This is a genomic window from Mucilaginibacter roseus, from assembly GCF_021215455.1.
Lineage (GTDB): Bacteria > Bacteroidota > Bacteroidia > Sphingobacteriales > Sphingobacteriaceae > Mucilaginibacter > Mucilaginibacter roseus.
Window position 1 is genome coordinate 646,275 of record NZ_JAJPWV010000001.1, and the last position, 21,390, is coordinate 667,664.

The following is a 21,390-nucleotide window of genomic DNA, read 5'->3' on the forward strand; positions in this document are numbered from 1 at the left end:
CTACATGCCTATATCATAATTAAGACCTTATGTACAATGAAATAGGCTTTGAATGAAGATATGTTGGTAATTGCATACAAATGCCGATAAGCCTTGTTGGCTGCCGTAGTAGCTTTTTTGGTACAGTTTGTAGCTAAATTACTTAATAGTCTGTTCGTAACGATCTAAAAAGTTGCGTAGTGGACTAACACGGGAGAATGCCCATTCAAATAAAGCGATGCCTAACGTGGCGGTCAGAATTCCGAAGGTAACATCAAGCACGTAGTGATGGCTGGTATATACAGCGGCAAACCAAATCCCTACCATCACAGTAGCGAAGAAGAGGTTAATGAAACCTAATTTATTTTTAAGGCCGAAGTATAAGACGATGAGTGGATACGCAGAGTGCAACGACGGCATAGCCGCAAACACATTTGATCCTTTGGCGTAAATGGTTTTAAAAACATTTATATCAAAATACTCATCAAAACGGGCGAGGCCAGCGGTATTGCCTGGAGTAGTTTGCACAAAATTAAATCCATAAAAATGCACATACCAGGGTGGGGCAGCCGGATAAGTATAGTAAACTATAAAACCCAAAAAGTTCACTATAAAGAACGTCAATAAAAAGCTCAGAAACTGCCTGCGGTTTACAAAGAAAAGGTACACCGCAAATGCCATTGGCACCGGTATCCAGCACAAGTAAAAGATGCCTGATATAATATCCAGGAAATTGACGTTGTTGATCCACAAATATTCATTGGGCGTAAGTATTTTTCCGCCAGAATTAATTCCGAACAAGCTTTTCTCAAAATTGTATAAGCCCGCTATATGAACGGTGTTATATTCATAGTTTGGAAAGGCCTTCATGTAATCGTAGATTATCCAGTATACAATGAATATGGAAAATCCTACGATAAATTTACGGCTGATAGGGGTTGCGTAGAAAAACAGGTTGTATAAAAACACCAGCACTAACTGATCGCTTTTAAAACCCAGCAATAACCACGAAATTATTAAATACGCAATAGAGATCAGCGAAACAGTTAAAGCCGATTTGGGAGTAACCGGAAAAACTGCGCCGGCAGTTTTGGCCATGTTACTTCTTTAAAAAATCTGAACGGAATATTTTGTCCCACAATGGAGAGCTTACACCGTAACCTTTGGATGGATCCTGGTAGTGGTGCAGCATGTGGTGCTGTTTAATTTTTTTCCAAAAACTGCCTTTAAAGTTAAAGTGGTGAATGGCGTAGTGCGAAATGTCATAACACAAATACCCTAATATAAAGCCTGAAAAAAGGCCGTTTACATACAAAGCAGGGAAAGCAAGCTTAAATAAAAAATAAAAACCTGTAGCCAGCGGAATACTTGCTGAAGGTGGCATTACCAAACGTTTAGCGTCGCTGGGGTAATCATGATGTACACCGTGAAATATAAAGTGTAAGCGCAGCGCCCACTTTGCTTTAGGTACAAAATGGAAAACAAAGCGGTGCATTACATATTCAATAAACGTCCAGACAAATAAACCGGCTAAAAACAAACCAGCAAAGTTTAAAAAGGGCTGATCGTCAACAAAAAGTGAATAGTAAGTGCATACACCGATAACCGGTACAAAAATTATAATGGGTACATAAAAGCTTACTTTTGATAAACTCTCTAAAATATCGTTCTTAAACATTCTCACCGATTCGGGTGAGTTTGATACAAAGTTCCTCTTCATGGCCTTTCAGGGTTTTAAACGCTCTGCAATAACTTTTCCGGTGAGGGTGTCAGTGCCTCTTAACTCCATGTATTTTACGTTAGGCGACCAAACTGGCCCGCCATCAATACGTACAAACACCCGGTTAAGTATTGCCTGCTTGTTTAAAATGGTTACGAAGATATGATATTTTCCGTCAGTTCCCTTCATCAGCGTAAGCGGAATTTTTTTGTATGACAATATTCTGATATCATATTTTTCTTTCGCCAATGCCTTAGCGCTTACACCAAAGGCAAATTTGCGCTGTATCATGCTCAACTCCACGCATTGTTGTTGTTTGGCGTAAAGTTTCCAATAGGGGTGTATCGGGTCATCAGCATTTAGAGTGCCGTCCTCGTTCCAATTCAATTCGTAAATAATGGTGTTGGTATTCGGGTCGCGCTGCAGGTAAAACAGCATTTCAATACCATTTGGAGTAGGTAGCTCAGCTATCTTAAGGGTATCTGATGCAGCGTTGCGATAAGCGTTATCGGCCTTGCTGCTTTTGGCAAGCATTAAATACATCACCAAAAGCAGCACGGTCAATAGTTTATGCATATGTTATTGCTGTTCTTTTTCTTCGAGGGCCTTTTTAGCCTCGCGCAACCGGTTAAAAGCGGTTATATTAGTTAGTACAGCTAATATAGTAATTGGAAGTGTAAAAAACGACATGGTTTCAAATACATGATATTTAATTCCAGGTACATACAATTTATAATCGCCACCAATGTAATTTGACATCACGCCGCATAAAATAGCGCATAAACCGATAGTCACCACGCGCTCCGGGCGCTGCATTAATCCACCTTTACATTCAACGCCCAGGCCTTCCGCACGGGCACGTACATAACTCACCATCATGGAGCCAATAAGGGCTATGAAAGCGAATATTGAGCTAAAAAAATAATGATGCGCTACCAGGTAATAGCATATACCTAAAAACATGATCAGTTCGCTGTAACGGTCAAGTACCGAGTCATACAGCGCGCCGAATGTTGATTTCATGTTGCCCAGGCGTGCTACCTGCCCGTCAAGCATGTCAAACAAGCCTGCAAATAATATCAGGCCGCCTGCCCAGCCTACATAATTAAGGTTGATGCGTGCGCCTGTTTCAGCACCTGCTATAAATATAATTGCCACCCCCACATTAAGCACAAAGCCTATTGAGGTTACGGCGTTAGGGGTAAGGCCAAGTTTGATGAGTACCTTTACAAAAGGATCAATTACTTTATAAATGCCCAGTTGCAGGCTGGTACGCAGGTTTGGTGATGTTGTTGCCGTAGTGGTTTGTTGTGCCATTAATTTTTTACTGTCAATTAAAAGTCGAATGTTATACGGGTTCTTAAACCCCATTCAGATACGTTTGGATTATCGAGATAGTTAAATCTCTTTACCAAATCCAAGCGGATAAATTTAAAAATATTTTCAATACCAACGCTCCCCTCAATGTAAGGTTTACTTCCCAATGAATAAGTTATAGGTTTTCCGGCCTCATCAACCGGAAATTGATACAGATCGGGATGTAAAGACGGATCGTTTTCGCTCCGTAACCCACCATATAATGCTTTAAACGACACTACCTCACGCCACTTCAATTTTTTTAATAAAGGTATCTTGTTAAAAAAGAATCCGTAAAAATGCTGATCGATGCTAATTGCCTGGTAATCATCGCTCACAAACTCCAAAAAGTTCATCAGGTTATATGAGTCAACATCGTAAGCATAAGTTTGGTTTGCACGATGGATATTTAATAATGGATATGGTACTTTGCCGAATATGTGGCCTGCCTCTAAAGATACATCTGCATATCCAAATACGGATAGATAGAAGTGCTTATCAATACGGCCCAACAATTTATCGTACCCGTACTGCCCGCCAAACAGATCTTTTATGCCTTTTGTATAATACAAATTAAATATGGGATACTTGCTCAGAATTGGCGTGCGAAACATTTTACCCTGGTAAAATTGTTCATAAGGAGCGTAACGCAGGTTAAGGTTTAACTCGCTTGTGGTGAGATAACGATCGCTAATTAAAGAGCTGTTAACTAAGCGGTTAAAATAGAGCGAACCGGCGGGCTCTTGTGTCCATTTGGTAAAATTGAATTTGTATGAAAAGTGATTTTCAAATTCGCGTACGTAGTCAAACCGGTAAAAATCATTGTATAAATACTTATCGTTATTACCCCTTTTAAATGATAACAGGAAGTTATCTTCTCGAACAAAGTCAAGATTTAAACCCGGTATCTTGGTATCACGCTGAAAGCTTGCCCGCACATAATGCTGCGGGAATTTGTATATGGATTTGGCATTAAGCGAATAGGTGCTGCTTAAAAAATATTTCCAGCGTTCATCCTTAAAACCATAGGCCGCGTAAGTTTCAAAAAATATACGTTTGCTAAAGTCATATGTAGTACGCCCGCCGAACCTCAGCCTGAAACCCTCAACCGGGTTAAAGCTGTAGAATGAGTTTGCCGGACCAACCTCAAACTTGCCAAATCCTTTGTAACCGAACACCAATAGCGATAATAAATCGGCTGCACGACGATAGGATGGCATGCGGGTTAGGCTGTCAATATTAGTATAAACTTTTGATTCGGCGGTGCTTAGCGTGTCCAGGCGGTTCTCCTGCCAAAACTGCTCGTTTCGTTCCTTTGCTTCATCCATATAAACAACCGCTTCACCGGCATAGGCGGCATCAGGCCGGGGAGTATTGATGAAAAACTTATCGAACGTGATAGTGCGTATACCAAACAGGCCGCCGGATTTATCCTTATTGAAACCAAAATCGGCCAATGTTGTGCTTTTGCTGAGATGATAACGGCCATCGGTGTTCTTGGCAAAGTCCAGATCAACTTCCATGCTTTTTACAAAGTTAAGGTTGATGTTTCGGTTTGCTTTCAATACAGCTCGTTGTACTGCGTAGTTGCCGTCGAGCGTAACGTACAACATACCCTCAAAAAGCATATCTGCTGTATTGCGTGGGGTAAAACTAAGCTCAACAAGCTTTTCGTTGCTGGCGGTGGTAACGGTATCGGTTATAAAAAACTTATAGAAGTTGGGTGATACGCCTGCTATCGGGCTAAGCCATTGGTTAGTGAGCAGCATTACGTTGTTATCGTAAATGTTGATCTCAGAGTACATGTGTTTAAAGTAAGCGCCAATGCCCTCACTATCTACAAACGGACCAAAGTTTACCGCTTTTTCGCCCAAAACCACGGTATGTTTTTTCTCAGGATTTTTTCGGTAAAAAGTATGCGACACCTTCTCGTTAAGATAAAATGGTAGCAGGTTTTTGCCCGGAATGGTTGTAGTATCGCGGTTATCTATCAGAAATTTATACTTTTTGAAAAACTTTTTATCCGCCAGCTTGCTCGAAACATTCAGGAACGAGAACTGCATTTTATCATAACTGCGGTACTCTACGTACTCATAGCTTTCCGGTTGGTTCTTTTCCTTGTTTTCAATAACCTTCCGGATCAACTCAACCGCCGGGTTATTCTTATTACTGTATTTCTGTTTTTTCTGGCTTTTAACTATAACCTCATTGAGCGCCTGTGCCTCGGAGGTTAAACGAATGGTGACATTTTGTTCGGCTCCCGGCTTTATGGCAAAGTTTACGGTTTTATACCCCACAAACGATACCTGTAACGTGCTCTGCGCTTTTACTGATTGCAGAAAGAACCTGCCGTCGGCATTAGTAGTGGTACCCGTGCTGGTACCCGCAAATGCTACCGACACATATGGGAGTGGCTTTTTGTTTTTGGCATCGATAACGGTGCCGTTAACAACGGTAATCTGGGCTAATAATAGTGTAGACTGTAGAAGGAGTAGGGTGAGTAAAAAAAGTTTTTTTACCGGTGTGTTTATATTCATTTATGGTGTTAGGCGTTTATGCAAATACAAACTTTTTTTGCATAAAATAATTGTAACTAAAGCCAACTATTAATGAAACAATGGCTTTTGATATATATTTATCAACGTGCAAGTAATGTACAAATAAAAACACACCCCCGTTATTAAGCAACAGGTTTCCTATCCAAACTAAAATATACTTCAATGCCTGTCCCGGTGCCTTTTTCTCCCTGGCATGAAAAACCCATATGCGGCCTAAAATAAAGTTAGTTACTCCACCGGCAACTGTTCCGGCAAAATTTGAGTATATGTACCAGAGATTAAAAAAATGGTTGCATACAAATGTAATCAAATAATCAACCGCGGTTGAAATGAACGAAGAGGCTTGTGCCTTTACAAATGTTGCCATGTTAAATATAAGCGATAAGCAGCTATAATACAATAAATTGTAATGCTATAACTGTGCCAGCTTTAGCCGGCAAATATAAAGGGTTATAATGAATATGAAATGAAAAAAAGCCCGGTTACAACTTGCGCTGCAACCGGGCTTTAAATTTTATAAACGTCGGTATTAGTTTTCTACCTCTACCAGTTCTTCATAATAGTCAAGACCTAAGTGCGTAATCAAATCTTCACCCATCAGGTAACGCAGGGTGTTCTCTAATTTGATCAATTGCTTAAATATGTCATTCTCAGCTGGTAAGCCTGGCGCAGTTTGCGGGCTTTTCAGGTAGAATGATAACCACTCCTGAATACCGCTCATTCCTGCGCGTTTAGCAAAATCGCTAAACAAAGCTAAGTCAAGCGCTACCGGTGCAGCAAGAATTGAGTCGCGGCACAGGAAGTTGATTTTGATCTGCATTTTATAACCCATCCAGCCAAAGATGTCAATGTTATCCCAGCTTTCTTTGTTATCGCCATGCGGAGGGTAGTAGTTGATGCGGATTTTGTGGTAAAGATCGCCATATAATTCAGGCTGATCATCAGCGTTCAGAATATCCTCTAATACACCACCTTTTGATACTTCTTTAGTTTTGAAGTTTTCAGGTGCGTCAAGTACTAAACCATCGCGGTTACCCAGAATGTTGGTTGAGAACCAGCCGCTAACACCTAATGAACGGGTAGCTAAACCAGGAGCGAGGATGGTTTTAACCAGTGTCTGGCCGGTTTTAAAATCCTTACCTGCAATTGGAGTACCGGTTAATTTAGCCAGTTCAACCATTGCCGGAATGTCAACTGTTAAGTTTGGAGCGCCGTTAGCGAAAGGCACACCTAACTTAAGAGCCGCATAAGCGTAAAGCATGCTTGGTGCAATGCGTTTATCGTCAGCTTTAAGGGCTTCCTCAAATTTTTCAAGCGTGCTGTGTATATCACTCGCCTCAAAGAAAACTTCAGTTGAAGCACACCAAACGATAACCACACGGTCAAGGCCGTTTGATTCTTTAAAGTTGGTAATGTCTTCCATCAGCTCTTGCGCCATTTCCCAACGGGTACCGGTTTTAACGTGGGTACCGTCAAGGTTACGTGCGTAATCGCGGTCAAAAGCAGCCTTCATCGGAACGATAGCCTGTAATTGATCTTTAACAGCTTCGATGTGATGACGCTCTAATACCTGCGCGTGGCTTGCAGCTTCGTAAACGTTGTCTGAGTAAACATCCCAACCGCCCCAAACAATGTCATTCAGGTCAGCCAGCGGAACAAAATCTTTGATCTTAGGCCTGCGGTTCTCAGTTCTTTTACCTAAACGTATAGTGCCCATTTGAGTTAATGAGCCGATAGGTTGAGTCAATCCTTTTTTTACAGACTCAACACCCGCGATCATTGTTGTAGCTACCGCGCCTAAGCCCGGCAGGAGGATACCCAATTTACCCTCAGCAGGTTTAATGTTGTGTTTCATTTATTGTACTATTTATTTATAAGGGGCTAAAGCCAGTTATTTGCTTTATACCAATTTAACGTTTCAGTTAATCCCGCGTCGAGGTCATACTTAGGGTAAAACCCCAGATCATGTTTCGCTTGTTCTGTATCGCAGTTCCAGTTGGCGGCGGTTAACTCTTTTAATTTCTCAATATTCAATGCCGAAGCTTTGTTGCTCAAAGAACTTACTTTTTCGGCAATTGCTGCAATTACTTTTACTAAATTTACAGGCAGATGAAACTTTATAGCCTTCAAATTTAATACACTTTTTGTAATATTACCTAATTCGTACCGGCTGTAAAAATTTCCATCGCTTATGATGTAGGTTTTCCCTGTACCTGCAAATAGCGCCTTAACGCTTACTTCGGCTAAATCAGTAACATAAATAAAGGTTAGCTTTTGTGCCTTATTACCTATGTAAGGTTCAATACCCTTTACTACCTGTTTAAAAAATATAAATATATCCTTGTCCCTCGGGCCATAAACCGCAGTAGGGCGCAGGATGGTATAATCCAGTCCTTTAACGGTTTTTAACTGTTGTTCGGCAGCCAGTTTACTGCGGCCATAAGCAGTTACCGGGTTAGGCGTTGTATTACCCGTAATAGTACCTTCCAGCGAGTTTATTGGGCCAACTGCAGCCAGGCTGCTAATCAGCACAAATTTTTTGAACTGCGCACCCGCGTTTACCGCGGCTTTGGCAAGGTTTACAGTATAAGTGGCATTTATAGTATCGTACTCCTTTTGCGAACGGGCTTTAGTAGCTCCGGCGGCATGTATAATATAATTGATGCCGTTGTCACTTAGCAGTTTGCTTAACGACTCCTGATTGCGAAAGTCCGGATATACATATTTTACATCCAAATCCTTTAAATGATCTATGCTGCTGCTTTTACGAACGGCGGCATAAACTTCCAGGTTATTTTTTAAAGCCTCGTTAATTAAATGGTAACCCACAAATCCGCTGGCGCCGGTTATTAAAACCTTTTCCTTCATATCGCTTTCTCGTATATCCTGTAGGTTTTGTATTGCTCGCCACCTATAGCTTCAATGGCACGGTTTACCATGTCATTATGTTCCAGTGTCCAACTGGCCTCTGCATAGTCCATACCTTTTTTGGTGTACGATCGCATGATCTCACCATATAAACAGGCCTCGATACCCATTTTACGGTAGCCATCAATTACACCGAGCAGCATAATGCGTATACCTTTGATTTTGCTTTTATTTAACAGCAGTTTAAATATCCCAGTTGGTAATAAACGGCCTTTTTTAATTGTACGCAGTATTTGGTTTAAATCAGGTATTGCTACACCAAAGCCTATGATTTTACCGTCCTGCTCGGCCAATACAGCAAAGTCCTGATCGAGTATCATCTTCAGGTCGTTCGCCGTGTAATCAAACTCTTCGTTCGTCATCGGGAAAAAGCCAAGGTTTTTATCCCAGGCTTTATTATATACCTCGCGTAGCGCAGCAGCCTCTTCCTTAAATTTTTTAAGGTTGATTTTACGTATAGTGATATTATTGCGCTGCAAACGGCCTTGTAAAAGGTCGAGCATTTTTACAGCTTTATCGTTATAAGCATTGCCTTTCCAGCTATAAGCAAACAAATCAACCTGCTTGGTTAGGCCGGCATTTGCAAACAGTTCCATGTAATATTGCGGGTTATAAGGCATCATCACAAGGGGAGGAGAGTCGAAACCCTTAACCAACAAACCACAGGTTTCGTTAGTTGAAGGATTTGCAGGGCCTACCAATTTATTCGCTCCTTTTTCTTTAAGCCAGCTTGTAGCTGCCTCAAATAATGAGTTTGCTACTTTTTGATCGTTAATACAATCAAAAAAACCGAAGAAACCATCGCTGGCATTATTGAACTGATTGTGATTGGTGTTGAATATTGCGGCGATGCGGCCAACAACTTTACCAGTGTCATCAAAGGCTAAAAACGTTTGTAACGACGAATGCTTTAAAAAAGGATGCGTGGTTAACAAATCTCTTTGAGCAATAAAAAGCTCCGGTACGTAATTCGGGTCGTTTTTATGTAACTCATGCGGAAAGTCGATAAAACTTGCAAGCTCCTTTTTGGTTTTGACCGCTGCAACGTTGCTCATAGTATTGGTGTGGTTATAATTGAAATAAGGTACACGTTTGGTGTACCTTATTTTTGTGCTCGGGCAATATTTTAATTAAATGCGCTCTTTTATCGTGTTGACACCAACATCCTTAAAGGCTTTGGCTATTTTCTCAACAGCTTCGTCAATCTGATCGAAAGTGTGCGTTGCCATTAAAGAGAAACGCAGTAGTGAGGAGTCTGACGGAACCGCCGGCGATACTACCGGGTTAACAAATATACCATCGCGTTGCAGCTGGTTAGTTACCAGGAACGTCTTATCGTTATCGCGGATGTATATAGGCAGGATAGGGCTTTCTGAAGCGCCGATATCAAAACCCTCCTCAGTTAACAAACGTTTAGCGTAGTTAGTGTTATCCCAAAGTTTGGTTATACGCTCAGGCTCTGATTCGATGATGTCTAAAGCAGCTATAACACTCGCAACTGATCCCGGCGTCATGCTTGCGCTGAACATCAGTGAACGTGCGCGGTGTTTCAGGTAATCAATCGTATCATGGTCAGCAGCGATAAAACCACCTAATGAAGCCAATGATTTACTGAAAGTGCTCATGATCAGATCAACCTCGTCGGTTAAACCAAAGTGTGATGCTGTACCCGAACCATTTTCGCCAATTACACCTAAACTGTGCGCGTCGTCAACCATAATGTTGGCACCATACTCATCAGCAAGCCTTACAATTTCAGGTAACTTAACAATGTCACCTTCCATGCTGAAAATACCGTCAACAACAATAACCTTAACGGCTTCTTCCGGCAGTAAGCTTAGCTTACGCTGCAGGTCGCCCATGTCATTGTGGGCGTATTTAATAACTTTTGAAAATGATAAACGGCTTCCGTCAATTAACGAAGCGTGATCGTACTCGTCTAATATTAAATAATCGTTACGGCCTGTAATGCACGACAAAACGCCCAGGTTTACCTGGAAACCGGTGCTGAATAAAACAGCGGCTTCTTTACCTACGTAGTTGGCCAGCCTGTTTTCAAGCTCAATGTGAATGTCAAGTGTACCGTTCAAAAATCGCGATCCGGCACAACCAGTACCATATTTATCGATAGCTATTTTAGAGGCTTCTTTAATTTTAGGATGGTTGGTTAAACCCAAATAGGAGTTTGACCCAAACATGAGTACACGTTGATTATTAATAATAACTTCAGTATCCTGCCCCGACTCGATGGGTCTGAAAAAAGGATACAGACCCTTCTCCCTGATCATATTAGCATCCTGGAACTGAGCAATTTTTTGATGTAGTTTTTTACCCATGCATTAAGCCTGCTTAAATTTTTTGTAAAAATAATATGAATAAGCCATATCCCGATAACTTTCAGGTGTAATTTTTTTTATACAGCCCATTCTATAGATGTTTTAAAATCTAAAAGGCAAAGTAATTAAATTTTTTATTTAATCAGTGTCAAAATTTTTCAAATTGTTAACGCCAACATATAGCTAAAAATTGTGGGATATGGGGTACGTGTAATCGAACCTTTACGTAAAAAATTTGTTATTGTCAACAAAATCGTCATTTAAATAACATATTCGTAACGCCTTGCTTTATAATTGATAATAATATAGAATTTTTGCCACCACATTAACACATCACACCGCCGTTCCATTTATTTATGAAGAGAATATTTATTGTTTTATTAAATATCATCGCCGTAAGCGGAGTGTTTGCCCAAACACAACAACGGCCCGATAGCATTTCGGGTAAGGTAAGCTTACAACAATGTATTAATTACGCTTTACGTAATCAGCCACTGGCTCGCCAGGCTGTATTGGACGAAGATATCAATGAGCGCGACATTCGCATCGGGCTTGCCGGTTGGCTTCCACAAGCTACGGGTACCGGGCAATTACAGCATTATTACGAGGGAGGGCCTAACGCCAACTCCGCTAACGTACCGGGCAGCGTTCTGCAAAACCAAAACATCAGCAACCTGTCTATATTAGGTGTTCAGGTAAGCCAGGTACTATATAATAATGATGTATTCCTGGCGTCACGGGCTGCAAGGTACTCACGTCAGTATTATAAACAGAATACCGAAAGCACGCGTATCAACCTGATATCAGATGTAAGCAAAGCTTATTACGATGTGCTTTTATCGCAACGCCAGCTTAAAATTACTAATGAAGACATTTTGCGCCTGCAACGGAGCCTTAAGGATGCGCGCAGCCGTTATGAGGCCGGCGTGTCTGACAAGATTGATTACAAACAAGCTACCATCGCGCTTAATAACTCTACTTCGACACGTAAACAGCTTAGCGAGAGCATTAAAAGCCGTGAGGCTTACCTGAAACAACTGATGGGTGTAAATACCAATACGCCATTAAGCTTACAATTTGATTCGACCCGTTTTGAGGCCGAGGCCGCGATTGATACCAACCAAACGCTGGATGTAACCAAACGGGTGGAGTACCGTATGTTGCAGAGCCAAAAAACGCTGCAAAACTTAAACGTGAGTTATTATAAGTGGGGCTTTTTGCCGTCGCTGTCTGCAATTGGTACTTATAACCTGATATACGCCAGTAGCAGTATATCAAAACTGTATAACAATAGCTTCCCTAACGGCTACGTTGGCTTATCTTTAAGTGTGCCGTTGTTCCAGGGCACCCGCAGGTTGCAAAATTTACGTAAAGCCCGATTACAGGAAGAGCGTGTAGATTTGGATTTGATTAATACGCAAAACAGCATAAACACAGAGTATGTACAGGCCTTAGCGAATTACAAGAGTAACTACACCGCCTGGCAACTGGTTAAAGAGAACGTTGATTTGGCACGGGATGTATATAATGTGGTAAGCCTGCAATATCGTGAGGGTATTAAAACTTATCTCGATGTAATCGTGTCGCAAACTGATTTACGTACGGCTCAGCTTAATTACTATAACGCCTTGTTCCAGGTGCTATCGAGCAAAATAGAACTTGAACGATCATTAGGAAAAATATCTGCACAACAAAACTAAACCCTGAATATGAAACACACCAGTATATATACGTTGGCCGTAGCCGCTACATTAACATGGTCGGCTTGTGGTAACAAACAACAACAGGCAGGCCCGCCACCGGCAACGCCAATAAGCGTTGTTGAAGCCAAAAAAACTCCGGCCGCTTACTATGACAATTATCAGGGTATTGTTGTTGCCCTTAACACCGTTGAGCTACGCAGCCAGGTTTCAGGCTTTATCACCGGCATCTTTTTTAAAGAGGGTGACGTAGTACAAAAAGGGCAGGCACTATATGAGATAGACCGCCGTAAATACCTTGCGGCTTACCAACAGGCGCAAGCAAATGTACTTAGCGCAAAAGCCAATCTATCAAAAGCGCAAAAAGATATCGACCGTTACAATATGCTGCTTAAAAATGATGCCGTTGCCCGCCAAACAGTAGATCAGGCAACCGCTTCTTACGAAACTGCTAAAAGCCAGGTAGCTGTGGCCAATGCCGCGTTAGAGTCGGCGCGTACCGATCTTTCCTATGCTACCATAACTGCGCCATTTACCGGGCGTATTGGTATATCGCAGGTAAGGCTTGGCGCGCAGGTTACGCCGGGTACAACTTTGCTTAACACTATTTCGGCTGAAAACCCTGTAGGTATTGACGTGGTGATTAACGAGCAGCAAATAGACCGTTTTTACAAGCTGATGAAAAGCAGCTCTGATACAACCTTTAGGCTCCAGTTACCGAATGGGCAAATGTATGGCAGTACCGGTAAAATACTGGCGGTTGACCGTGGTGTGAATAACCAAACCGGTAGCACAACCGTACGAGTTCAATTTCCTAATCCTAACAAGGAGTTAAAAGATGGAATGAGCGGCGTACTACAGGTTTTGAATGACGATTCGGGCAACCGCATACAAATACCTTACAAAGCGGTTGTTGAGCAGATGGGTGAGTTTTTTGTTTTCACCGCGCAGGATAGCATTGCTTTACAACACAAAGTGAACCTTGGCCCTCGTGTTAAGGATGATGTTATTGTACTGAATGGTATTAACGAAGGCGATAAGGTAATTACTGAGGGTATACAACGCCTGCGCGATAGCAGCAAGGTTACTACGGCCGCACCGGCACAACCCGGCGCACAAGCTAAACCGGCTGCCAAATAATCATACAAAGCGTATATCAACCTAATGAAAAAAAGACGATGTGGGTTTTAACCCCATCAACGAAACTTTAAAAAAAAGAATGATAGCAGAAACCTTTATACGACGACCGGTAACGGCCATTGTAATATCATTAGTAATACTGGTGGTAGGCTCGCTGGCGATAGCCAATTTGCCTATTGCGCAGTACCCCGAAATTACGCCGCCTACCGTGCAGGTTACCGGTAACTATACGGGCGCCGACGCACTCACGGTGGAGCAAACCGTTGCTACTCCGGTTGAGGTGCAGGTGAACGGTACACCGGGCATGACCTATCTGCAAAGTAACAGCACCAGTAACGGCCAAATGAGCATGACGGTTAACTTTGAAGTAGGTACCGACATTAATATAGCAGCGCTCGATGTACAGAACCGCGTGGGTATAGCCCTGCCAACCTTACCTCAGGAAGTGCAGCGTTTAGGCCTGGTGGTACGTAAACGTAACCCGAGTATCCTGATGCTGGTAGCACTGTTTTCGCCAAAGGCTACGCACGATGTAACCTTTACCGATAACTACGCCAACGTATTTATTAAAGATGCGTTATTGCGTACCAAAGGCGTGGGTGACGTGTTTACACGTGCCGATGATTTTAGTATGCGTATATGGCTTAAGCCTGATAAGCTTGCAGCCCTGGGCATGACAGCCGCTGATGTTACCGCTGCCTTACAGGAGCAAAACGCGCAGGTAGCTGCAGGTACCGTAGGAGCCACTCCGCAAATGAAGGGACAAACATTTGAGTACACCGTACTGGTAAAAGGCCGTTTAGTTAAACCGGAGGAGTTTGAAAACATCGTTGTAAAAACACAACCCGAAACGGGCGCCGTAGTGCATTTAAAAGATGTAGCACGTATACAACTGGGTAAGTTTAACTATGCCGGTAATTCGTTTGTTGATAATAAGCGTGCATCATATCTGCTGATTTACCAGGCGCCGGGCAGTAACGCTATTGAAACAGCGGATAATGTTACCGCTACAATGGAGCAGTTGAAAAAAACTTTCCCTAATGATATTGACTACGTGATCCCGTTTGAATCGGTTACCGTGGTAAAGGTATCGCTTGACGAGGTAATTGAAACGTTGGTTATTGCGCTTGCGCTGGTAATTATAGTGGTATTCCTTTTCCTGCAAAGCTGGCGAACAACGCTTATACCGGTGTTGGCTATCCCGGTATCCATCGTGGGTACATTTATCTTTTTCATACCGTTAGGTTTTACTATCAACACACTTACCTTGTTTGGCTTCGTGCTGGCTATTGGTATTGTGGTGGATGACGCCATTGTGGTAGTCGAGGCCGTGCAGCATTATATGGACGAGGAAGGCATGTCGCCGAAGGACGCAACTGTGCACGCCATGCGAGATATATCGGCCCCGGTAATCGCGATAGCGCTTATCCTGGCGGCGGTGTTCGTGCCGGTAGGCTTTATACCGGGTATAGTTGGGCGACTGTATCAGCAGTTTGCAATTACCATCGCTATATCGGTACTGATCTCAGCTTTCGTAGCCTTATCCCTTACGCCCGCGTTATGTACTTTAATCCTTCGTCCGCATAAAATTGACGAGAAGTCGGGCGGTTTAGATAAATTTTTCTACAAGTTCAACTCCTGGTTTGAGCGTGTTACCGGGCGGTATAGAAATGCCGTTGATAAAGGTATCAAGCATTCCAGGTTTGTAATGGTGGTGTTATTGGCTATTATTATAGGTACGGTGTTCCTGTTCCGTAGCAAGCCATCAGGGTTTATTCCGCTGGAAGATGAAGGGCGTATATTTGTAACTTATGATTTGCCGGAAGGCTCAGCTACCGAGCGTACGGTTGACGTTTTAAAAGGCATGATGAAAACGCTTGATAGCGTACCTGCAATTAAGCACTATGCCGCCCTGGGTGGATTGAACGCCATTAACTTTGCAACCAAATCAAACAGTGCCACCATCTTCGTTCAGCTCAAACCCTGGGAAGAGCGCGAGAAAAAGGAAGACCAGTTGGAAGCTTTGGTTGGTATGTTACAGCAAAAGCTGTCTGCAAAGTTTAAAGAAGCAAGTGTGGTTGTAATATCACCACCGGCTATCCCAGGTTTAGGTAATACAGGCGGTTTCTCTTTTATTTTACAAGAGCGCGAAGCTGGTGGAGATATTAAAAACTTCGAGAAAACATTGCAAGCTTTTGTTGGTGCAGTTAACCAGCGGCCTGAAATTGCCCGGGCATTCTCGTTCTTTACCGCACGTACTCCGGCTTACCAGTTAACTATCGACCGTGAAAAAGCCAAAAAACTGGGCGTGCAGATCAGCGATATTAACAACGCGCTACAAACCTACATGGGTAGTACATATATAAACGATTTTACCATATACGGCCGTAACTTCCGCGTTTTGGCGCAGGCTGATACCAACTACCGTACGAGCATTACTAACATAGGCCAGTACTTCGTACGCAATCGCTCCGGCCAGATGGTACCGCTGAGTACGCTAACATCGTATAAGGTGATTGAAAACGCTCCCCTTATATCGCACTACAACCTGTTCCGTTCTGCTGAGATAAACGGTAGTACAAAGCCGGGATACAGTAGTGGCGATGCTATTAAGGCTTTGCAGGAAGTGGCCGCGCAAACCCTGCCGCAGGGTTACGGCTACGAATTCTCCGGCTTAAGCCGTGAGGAGATATTGTCAGGATCGAAAACGGTGTACATATTTATTCTTTCGATAGGTTTCGTATTCCTGTTTTTGGCGGCATTGTACGAAAGTTGGTCGGTACCGTTCTCGGTACTGCTTGCCGTACCACTCGGCGCTTTCGGTGCGATATTGTTCCTTTGTTTTAAGCCTGATCTGACCAACAATGTGTATGCGCAGATAGGTTTGATCACCCTAATTGGTTTGGCTGCAAAAAATGCTATCCTTATTGTGGAGTTTGCCAAGGAGCGTGTAGACAGGGGCATGGAACTTGAAAAAGCAACACTTGAAGCGGTGAGGCTGCGTTTACGCCCGATTGTGATGACATCGCTGGCGTTTATATTAGGTATATTGCCATTACTCTTCGCCTCGGGTGCAGGTGCTGTATCACGTAAAACCATTGGTTATACGGTATTTGGCGGTATGCTTTCGGCAACGGCTTTAGCAATATTTATAGTACCGGTATTGTTCTACGTAATTACCAAGATGGCTTACGGTAAAAAGAAACTTGCCGAGCTGGAGGCCAATTACAAACCCGATCCAGATCACGGTGAGGTTTAATTATCGTATTAGAAAGCCGGGTTGTAAGCCCGGCTTTTTTGTATCGTAAGCTTTTATTAATACATGAATAATATCATATAATAAGATGCAGAAGGTGTATTTTCATGAAAATTATATGAAATTGTCAGGTTAAACATACATGTTGTATAATAATTAATACTTTATAACAAATGTTTATAACGTTGATTTCGGGCCGTTACCGGCGTCGTAAAAAATTGCATATATAAATGCGATATGTTTTATTATCAGTATAGTTACAATTGTAAAAGCAGCGTCATGTAAGTAGTTAATCTATTAGTTTGGCATATTTGGCAACAAAATTGGATGAGTTGTGTTGTGAAATCTAAAATTTATTTACAAAACATCACAACAATGAAAAAGTCAACAAAACTGATAGCTGCTGCGATTACTGCCGTAGCATTATTTTTAGGATCATCAGACGTTAAAGCTCAAACTAACGAAAAAAGCGCTTGGCGTTTAGGCTTCGGTATTGAAGGTGGTATTCCAACAGGCGATGTAAAAGATGGAAGCAACTTTCAATTAGGTGGTACAGCAAGATTACAGTATGGTGTATCAGATAATTTAGCGCTTACTTTAACATCAGGTTACTATAACTTTTTTGCTAAAAAGGAAATTTCCGATTTGGGCGGATCAGATTTGGGTATTGTACCGGTTAAAGTAGGTATCAAATCATTCTTTACCGATAATCTTTATTTCGGAGCAGAAGCTGGTGCTGGTTTTGAAACACGCGACAATGGAAATACCAAATTGATTCTATCTCCAGCATTAGGTTGGGCTGATAAACATTGGGATTTCGGTGTGAAGTATGAGAACTTCTCAGGTCAAAGCAATAACTATGGTGCAGTAGGTCTGCGCGTAGCTTACGGCTTCGGTTTGTAATCCGTACACTACTATTAGAACAAAAAAAACCGCTCAAATGAGCGGTTTTTTTTGTTCTATGATTGCAAGGTTTATTGCAGTTTGCCAAGCGCTTCTTTAATACGGCGCATCGCTTCAATCAGTTTATCCTCAGCTGCTGCGTACGACATGCGGATTGATTTTTTATCACCAAAAGAATCACCACCTACAGTTGATACGTGTGCTTCCTCTAAAATATATATGCTAAGTTCATCGGCGTCATTAATAGTTTTACCGTTAAAGCTTTTACCGAAAAATGATGTTACATCGGGGAAGAAATAGAATGCGCCTTCAGGTAAATTTACTTTAACACCATCAATTTCTTTAAGCAAATTGTAAACAATATCACGGCGTTTTTGGAACTCATCGCGCATTTGGTGTACACTCTCCAAACCACCTTCGTAAGCGGCGGTGCCTGCACGCTGGGTAATTGAACAGGTACCTGAAGTAATTTGTCCTTGTATTTTATCGCATGCGGCAGCCAATTCTTTATTCGATGCTGTGTAGCCAATACGCCAGCCAGTCATCGCGTAAGATTTTGAGAAACCGTTAATAATTACCACGCGGTCTTTAATGCTATCAAATTGCGCGATAGACTCATGTCCACCAACAAAGTTAATGTGCTCATAAATCTCGTCTGATAAAATATAAACGTGCGGGTGTTTCTCAAATACTTTAACTAATGAGGCTAATTCTTCTTTGCTGTATACGCTACCGGTAGGGTTGCATGGCGACGAGAACATGAAAAGCTTACTGTTTGGCGTAATAACGGCTTCTAACTGCTCGGCGGTAATTTTAAAGTTGTTTTCGGCAGATGATTCAATAAATACGCTTTTACCTTCGGCCAGTTTTACCACCTCTGAGTAAGATACCCAGTAAGGAGTAGGGATAATCACCTCTTCGCCGGGGTTAACCAGGCACAGTACCGCATTAGCTATAGCCTGCTTTGCGCCGGTTGATACTACGATCTGGCTCATGTCATAATCCAAACCATTCTCGTTCTTTAATTTGGCGGCAATGGCTTTGCGCAGGTCAGGATAGCCTGATACGGGCGTATAATAAGTAAAATTGTCGTCCATCGCCTTCTTGGCGGCGTCCTTTATATATTCAGGTGTATGAAAGTCAGGCTCGCCAAAGCTCAGGTTGATCACATCAACACCTTTGGCAGCTAATTCACGGCCCAGTTTGGCCATTTTAATGGTTGCTGATTCTGACAGGTTCTGTATCCTGTTACTTAATGTCGTCATATTGTTTGTGTTAACGCGGCAAATATAGAAAATAAGTTTACTGCTGATTACGCTTGTTATTCATTAAATTTGCATGCTAACAGAATTTATTTTGGGCGAGCAAAAAAGGATAATCCTGATTTCATTAATAACCGGCGTAGTGCTGATGCTGGCCAAGTTCAGTGCTTATTTTATCACCTCATCAAATTTTATATTAACAGATGCCGCCGAAAGTATAGTAAACGTGGTGGCCAGCTCGTTTGCTTTCTTCAGTATCTATCTTTCGGCTTTACCGCGTGATGAAAATCATCCTTATGGCCACGGTAAGGTAGAATATTTCTCGGTGTTCCTTGAGGGTGGATTGATTGTTATTGCCGGTGGAATTATCGCCGTTAAATCTGTTTACGGTTTATTGAACCCTGAGCCCGTTCGTGATCTGCTGATTGGCACTATTATCATAGCGGTTACCGGTTTAATTAACGGTGGTTTAGGGTATTATCTGATTAATAAAGGCAAAGCATTGTGTTCCATAACGCTTGAGGCCGATGGTAAGCATTTGCTTACCGATACGGTTACCAGTGGAGCCCTGGTAATTGGTTTGCTTATCATTTACTTTACCGGTATTTTATGGTTAGATAGCGCACTCTCCGCCATTGCGGCATTGTATATTATTTTTTCGGGCTACAAGCTGGTTCGCCGGTCGGTAGCAGGGCTAATGGACGAGACCGATTTTGGTGTGGTTACCAACATACTTGAGGTTTTGAATGAGAAGCGTAAAGAAGAGTGGATAGACATTCATAACCTGCGCGCGCAAAAGTATGGCAGCGAGCTGCACATTGATTGCCATTTAACCTTACCCAACTACTTTGATTTAAACAAGGTGCACGAGGAAGTATCGTTGGTTGATAAAATGATCAACAAAGAAGCCGGCGTAAAAACAGAACTCTTCATCCATTCAGATCCATGCCTGCCCGAGTGTTGCCACTATTGCAGCATGCCCAATTGCCCTATACGATCAGAAGCTAAGCGTATTGATATAGAATGGACCCTGGACAAGGTAATGCGAAATAAAAAACATTTTGAATGACATACATTAACGTACGAGTTTACGGTTTGCTGATTAATGATGCTAACCAGGTTTTGTTAAGCGATGAGCGTGAGTACGGTATGGAATTCATTAAATTCCCAGGTGGTGGGTTGGAGTATGGCGAAGGTTTGATCGACGGCCTGAAGCGGGAGTTTATGGAAGAATGCGCAATGGAAATCGATGTGATCAGTCATTTTTACACGACGGATTTCTTTGTTAAGTCGGCATTCAACGATAGCCAGATCATGAGTGTTTATTATTTGGTTAAAAACAGCGCACCTATGAATCTTGTGATAAAAACCCGGGCATTTGATTTTGATGGCGATGGTAAGGCGGATATTCTGCAATCGTTCCGATGGGCGGATATCAGTCAACTTAAAGCGGAGGATGTGACTTTCCCGACGGATAAAAAAGTAGTTGAGCTTTTACGTGAGCAATACGCCGGACAGTAACCAGCGGCATCATTACACATTTTACCGCTAAATTGCATATACAAACCTTTGCACTGGTATATTTACCGCGGATTTAACATTCGACCTGTAATATCAACATATGGAACTAAGTACATTACTACCTAAAATTGTTGCCGATAATAAACTGCACGCTAAATGGCTGAACACGCTGTCGCTGATGGAAAACACCGGCGCACGTAAAATATCGGCAAGCGAGGATCCGGTTACCGTAACATATATCATACTAAAACACGCTGCTGAAGAACACCGCCACGCTTTTTATCTGAAAAAGCAGATTGAAAAGACAGGAGAGGGGCAATGCCCAACGTATGCAGACGAGTACCTGGTAGCGCCGTTGAGCAGTAAATATTATTTGAATTTGTTGGATGTGGAAGTAAGCCGCTTTCTTAAAAAGCATTTAAACCTCTCGGGTGCTGAATTACGTTTTGCCGCCTACCTGTTGGTTACATATGCTATCGAAGTACGTGCTGACGAACTTTACCCGATATACCAGCAGGCGCTTGACAATGCAGGCAGCAAGGTTAACGTAAAATCAATTATACTGGAAGAAGAAGGACACCTGGAAGAAATGATTAATCAACTGCATCAGTTTTCGCCGGATTGGCAAACTTACGCTGACAAGGCTGTCGAAATTGAAAGCCGACTGTTTGCCGGATGGGTAAACGCGCTCTCCGCAGAAATAGCCGCTTAATTAGGATATTTTAATATAA

18 protein-coding genes are annotated in these 21,390 nt (G+C 42.3%); 7 read left to right on the plus strand and 11 right to left on the minus strand.

All coding sequences use genetic code 11. The annotated features are described in order from the left end of the window. Nucleotides 1-138 precede the first annotated feature (138 nt). The 10 genes from LT679_RS02850 to spt form a co-directional block, all read right to left on the minus strand. On the minus strand, nt 139-1,077 hold the full coding sequence (locus LT679_RS02850) for a phosphatase PAP2 family protein (RefSeq protein ID WP_232175423.1): 939 nt from the start codon (nt 1,075-1,077) through the stop codon (nt 139-141). 1 nt (nt 1,078) lies between these two features. Further along, nucleotides 1,079-1,699 (minus strand): sterol desaturase family protein, encoded by a 621-nt coding sequence (locus LT679_RS02855; RefSeq protein ID WP_232175424.1) that lies wholly within the window; start codon nt 1,697-1,699, stop codon nt 1,079-1,081. Between the two features lie 6 nt (nt 1,700-1,705). After that, nucleotides 1,706-2,275, minus strand: coding sequence for a DUF4833 domain-containing protein (locus LT679_RS02860; RefSeq protein ID WP_232175425.1), 570 nt, complete (start codon nt 2,273-2,275; stop codon nt 1,706-1,708). Between the two features lie 3 nt (nt 2,276-2,278). Then, the gene (locus tag LT679_RS02865; RefSeq protein ID WP_232175426.1) at nt 2,279-3,016 is read right to left on the minus strand and encodes a CDP-alcohol phosphatidyltransferase family protein; all 738 of its coding nucleotides are present in this window, start codon (nt 3,014-3,016) and stop codon (nt 2,279-2,281) included. 17 nt (nt 3,017-3,033) lie between these two features. Continuing rightward, nucleotides 3,034-5,592, minus strand: coding sequence for a DUF5686 and carboxypeptidase-like regulatory domain-containing protein (locus LT679_RS02870; protein WP_232175427.1), 2,559 nt, complete (start codon nt 5,590-5,592; stop codon nt 3,034-3,036). Nucleotides 5,593-5,608: 16 nt separating this feature from the next. After that, nucleotides 5,609-5,980: a GtrA family protein gene (locus LT679_RS02875; RefSeq protein WP_232175428.1), complete on the minus strand. Its 372-nt coding sequence runs from the start codon at nt 5,978-5,980 to the stop codon at nt 5,609-5,611. A 162-nt stretch (nt 5,981-6,142) separates the two neighbouring features. After that, nucleotides 6,143-7,468: an inositol-3-phosphate synthase gene (locus LT679_RS02880; protein ID WP_232175430.1), complete on the minus strand. Its 1,326-nt coding sequence runs from the start codon at nt 7,466-7,468 to the stop codon at nt 6,143-6,145. Nucleotides 7,469-7,494: 26 nt separating this feature from the next. Next, nucleotides 7,495-8,481, minus strand: coding sequence for an NAD-dependent epimerase/dehydratase family protein (locus tag LT679_RS02885; RefSeq protein WP_232175431.1), 987 nt, complete (start codon nt 8,479-8,481; stop codon nt 7,495-7,497). Then, a complete protein-coding gene (locus LT679_RS02890) occupies nt 8,478-9,596 on the minus strand; it encodes a hypothetical protein (RefSeq protein WP_232175432.1) in 1,119 nt (372 codons plus the stop codon). The genes LT679_RS02885 and LT679_RS02890 overlap by 4 nt, the downstream gene beginning before the upstream one ends. A gap of 75 nt (nt 9,597-9,671) precedes the next feature. Next, nucleotides 9,672-10,877: a serine palmitoyltransferase gene (gene spt / locus LT679_RS02895; RefSeq protein WP_232175433.1), complete on the minus strand. Its 1,206-nt coding sequence runs from the start codon at nt 10,875-10,877 to the stop codon at nt 9,672-9,674. A 356-nt stretch (nt 10,878-11,233) separates the two neighbouring features. Here spt and LT679_RS02900 point away from each other — a divergent pair, with 356 nt between their 5' ends. The 4 genes from LT679_RS02900 (at nt 11,234) to LT679_RS02915 (ending at nt 17,876) form a co-directional block, all read left to right on the plus strand. Next, nucleotides 11,234-12,577 carry a TolC family protein gene (locus tag LT679_RS02900; RefSeq protein ID WP_232175434.1) on the plus strand — a complete coding sequence of 448 codons (1,344 nt, stop codon included), beginning with the start codon at nt 11,234-11,236 and terminating at the stop codon, nt 12,575-12,577. Between the two features lie 9 nt (nt 12,578-12,586). Then, nucleotides 12,587-13,717 carry an efflux RND transporter periplasmic adaptor subunit gene (locus LT679_RS02905; RefSeq protein WP_232175435.1) on the plus strand — a complete coding sequence of 377 codons (1,131 nt, stop codon included), beginning with the start codon at nt 12,587-12,589 and terminating at the stop codon, nt 13,715-13,717. Nucleotides 13,718-13,796: 79 nt separating this feature from the next. After that, on the plus strand, nt 13,797-16,976 hold the full coding sequence (locus LT679_RS02910) for an efflux RND transporter permease subunit (protein WP_232175436.1): 3,180 nt from the start codon (nt 13,797-13,799) through the stop codon (nt 16,974-16,976). 372 nt (nt 16,977-17,348) lie between these two features. Continuing rightward, complete coding sequence (locus LT679_RS02915) at nt 17,349-17,876, plus strand: hypothetical protein (protein ID WP_232175437.1); 528 nt, start codon at nt 17,349-17,351, stop codon at nt 17,874-17,876. Between the two features lie 71 nt (nt 17,877-17,947). Here the strand turns inward: LT679_RS02915 and LT679_RS02920 are convergent, their stop codons facing one another. Next, on the minus strand, nt 17,948-19,141 hold the full coding sequence (locus tag LT679_RS02920) for a pyridoxal phosphate-dependent aminotransferase (protein ID WP_232175438.1): 1,194 nt from the start codon (nt 19,139-19,141) through the stop codon (nt 17,948-17,950). 73 nt (nt 19,142-19,214) lie between these two features. Between LT679_RS02920 and LT679_RS02925 the strand changes: the two genes are divergently transcribed. The 3 genes from LT679_RS02925 (at nt 19,215) to LT679_RS02935 (ending at nt 21,371) form a co-directional block, all read left to right on the plus strand. Beyond that, on the plus strand, nt 19,215-20,207 hold the full coding sequence (locus LT679_RS02925; RefSeq protein ID WP_232175440.1) for a cation diffusion facilitator family transporter: 993 nt from the start codon (nt 19,215-19,217) through the stop codon (nt 20,205-20,207). Next, nucleotides 20,204-20,659, plus strand: a complete 456-nt coding sequence (locus LT679_RS02930) for an NUDIX domain-containing protein (protein ID WP_232175442.1) — start codon at nt 20,204-20,206, stop codon at nt 20,657-20,659. Before LT679_RS02925 ends, LT679_RS02930 begins: the two co-directional genes overlap by 4 nt. 100 nt (nt 20,660-20,759) lie before the next feature. Further along, nucleotides 20,760-21,371, plus strand: a complete 612-nt coding sequence (locus tag LT679_RS02935; RefSeq protein WP_232175443.1) for a hypothetical protein — start codon at nt 20,760-20,762, stop codon at nt 21,369-21,371. Nucleotides 21,372-21,390: the final 19 nt, after the last annotated feature.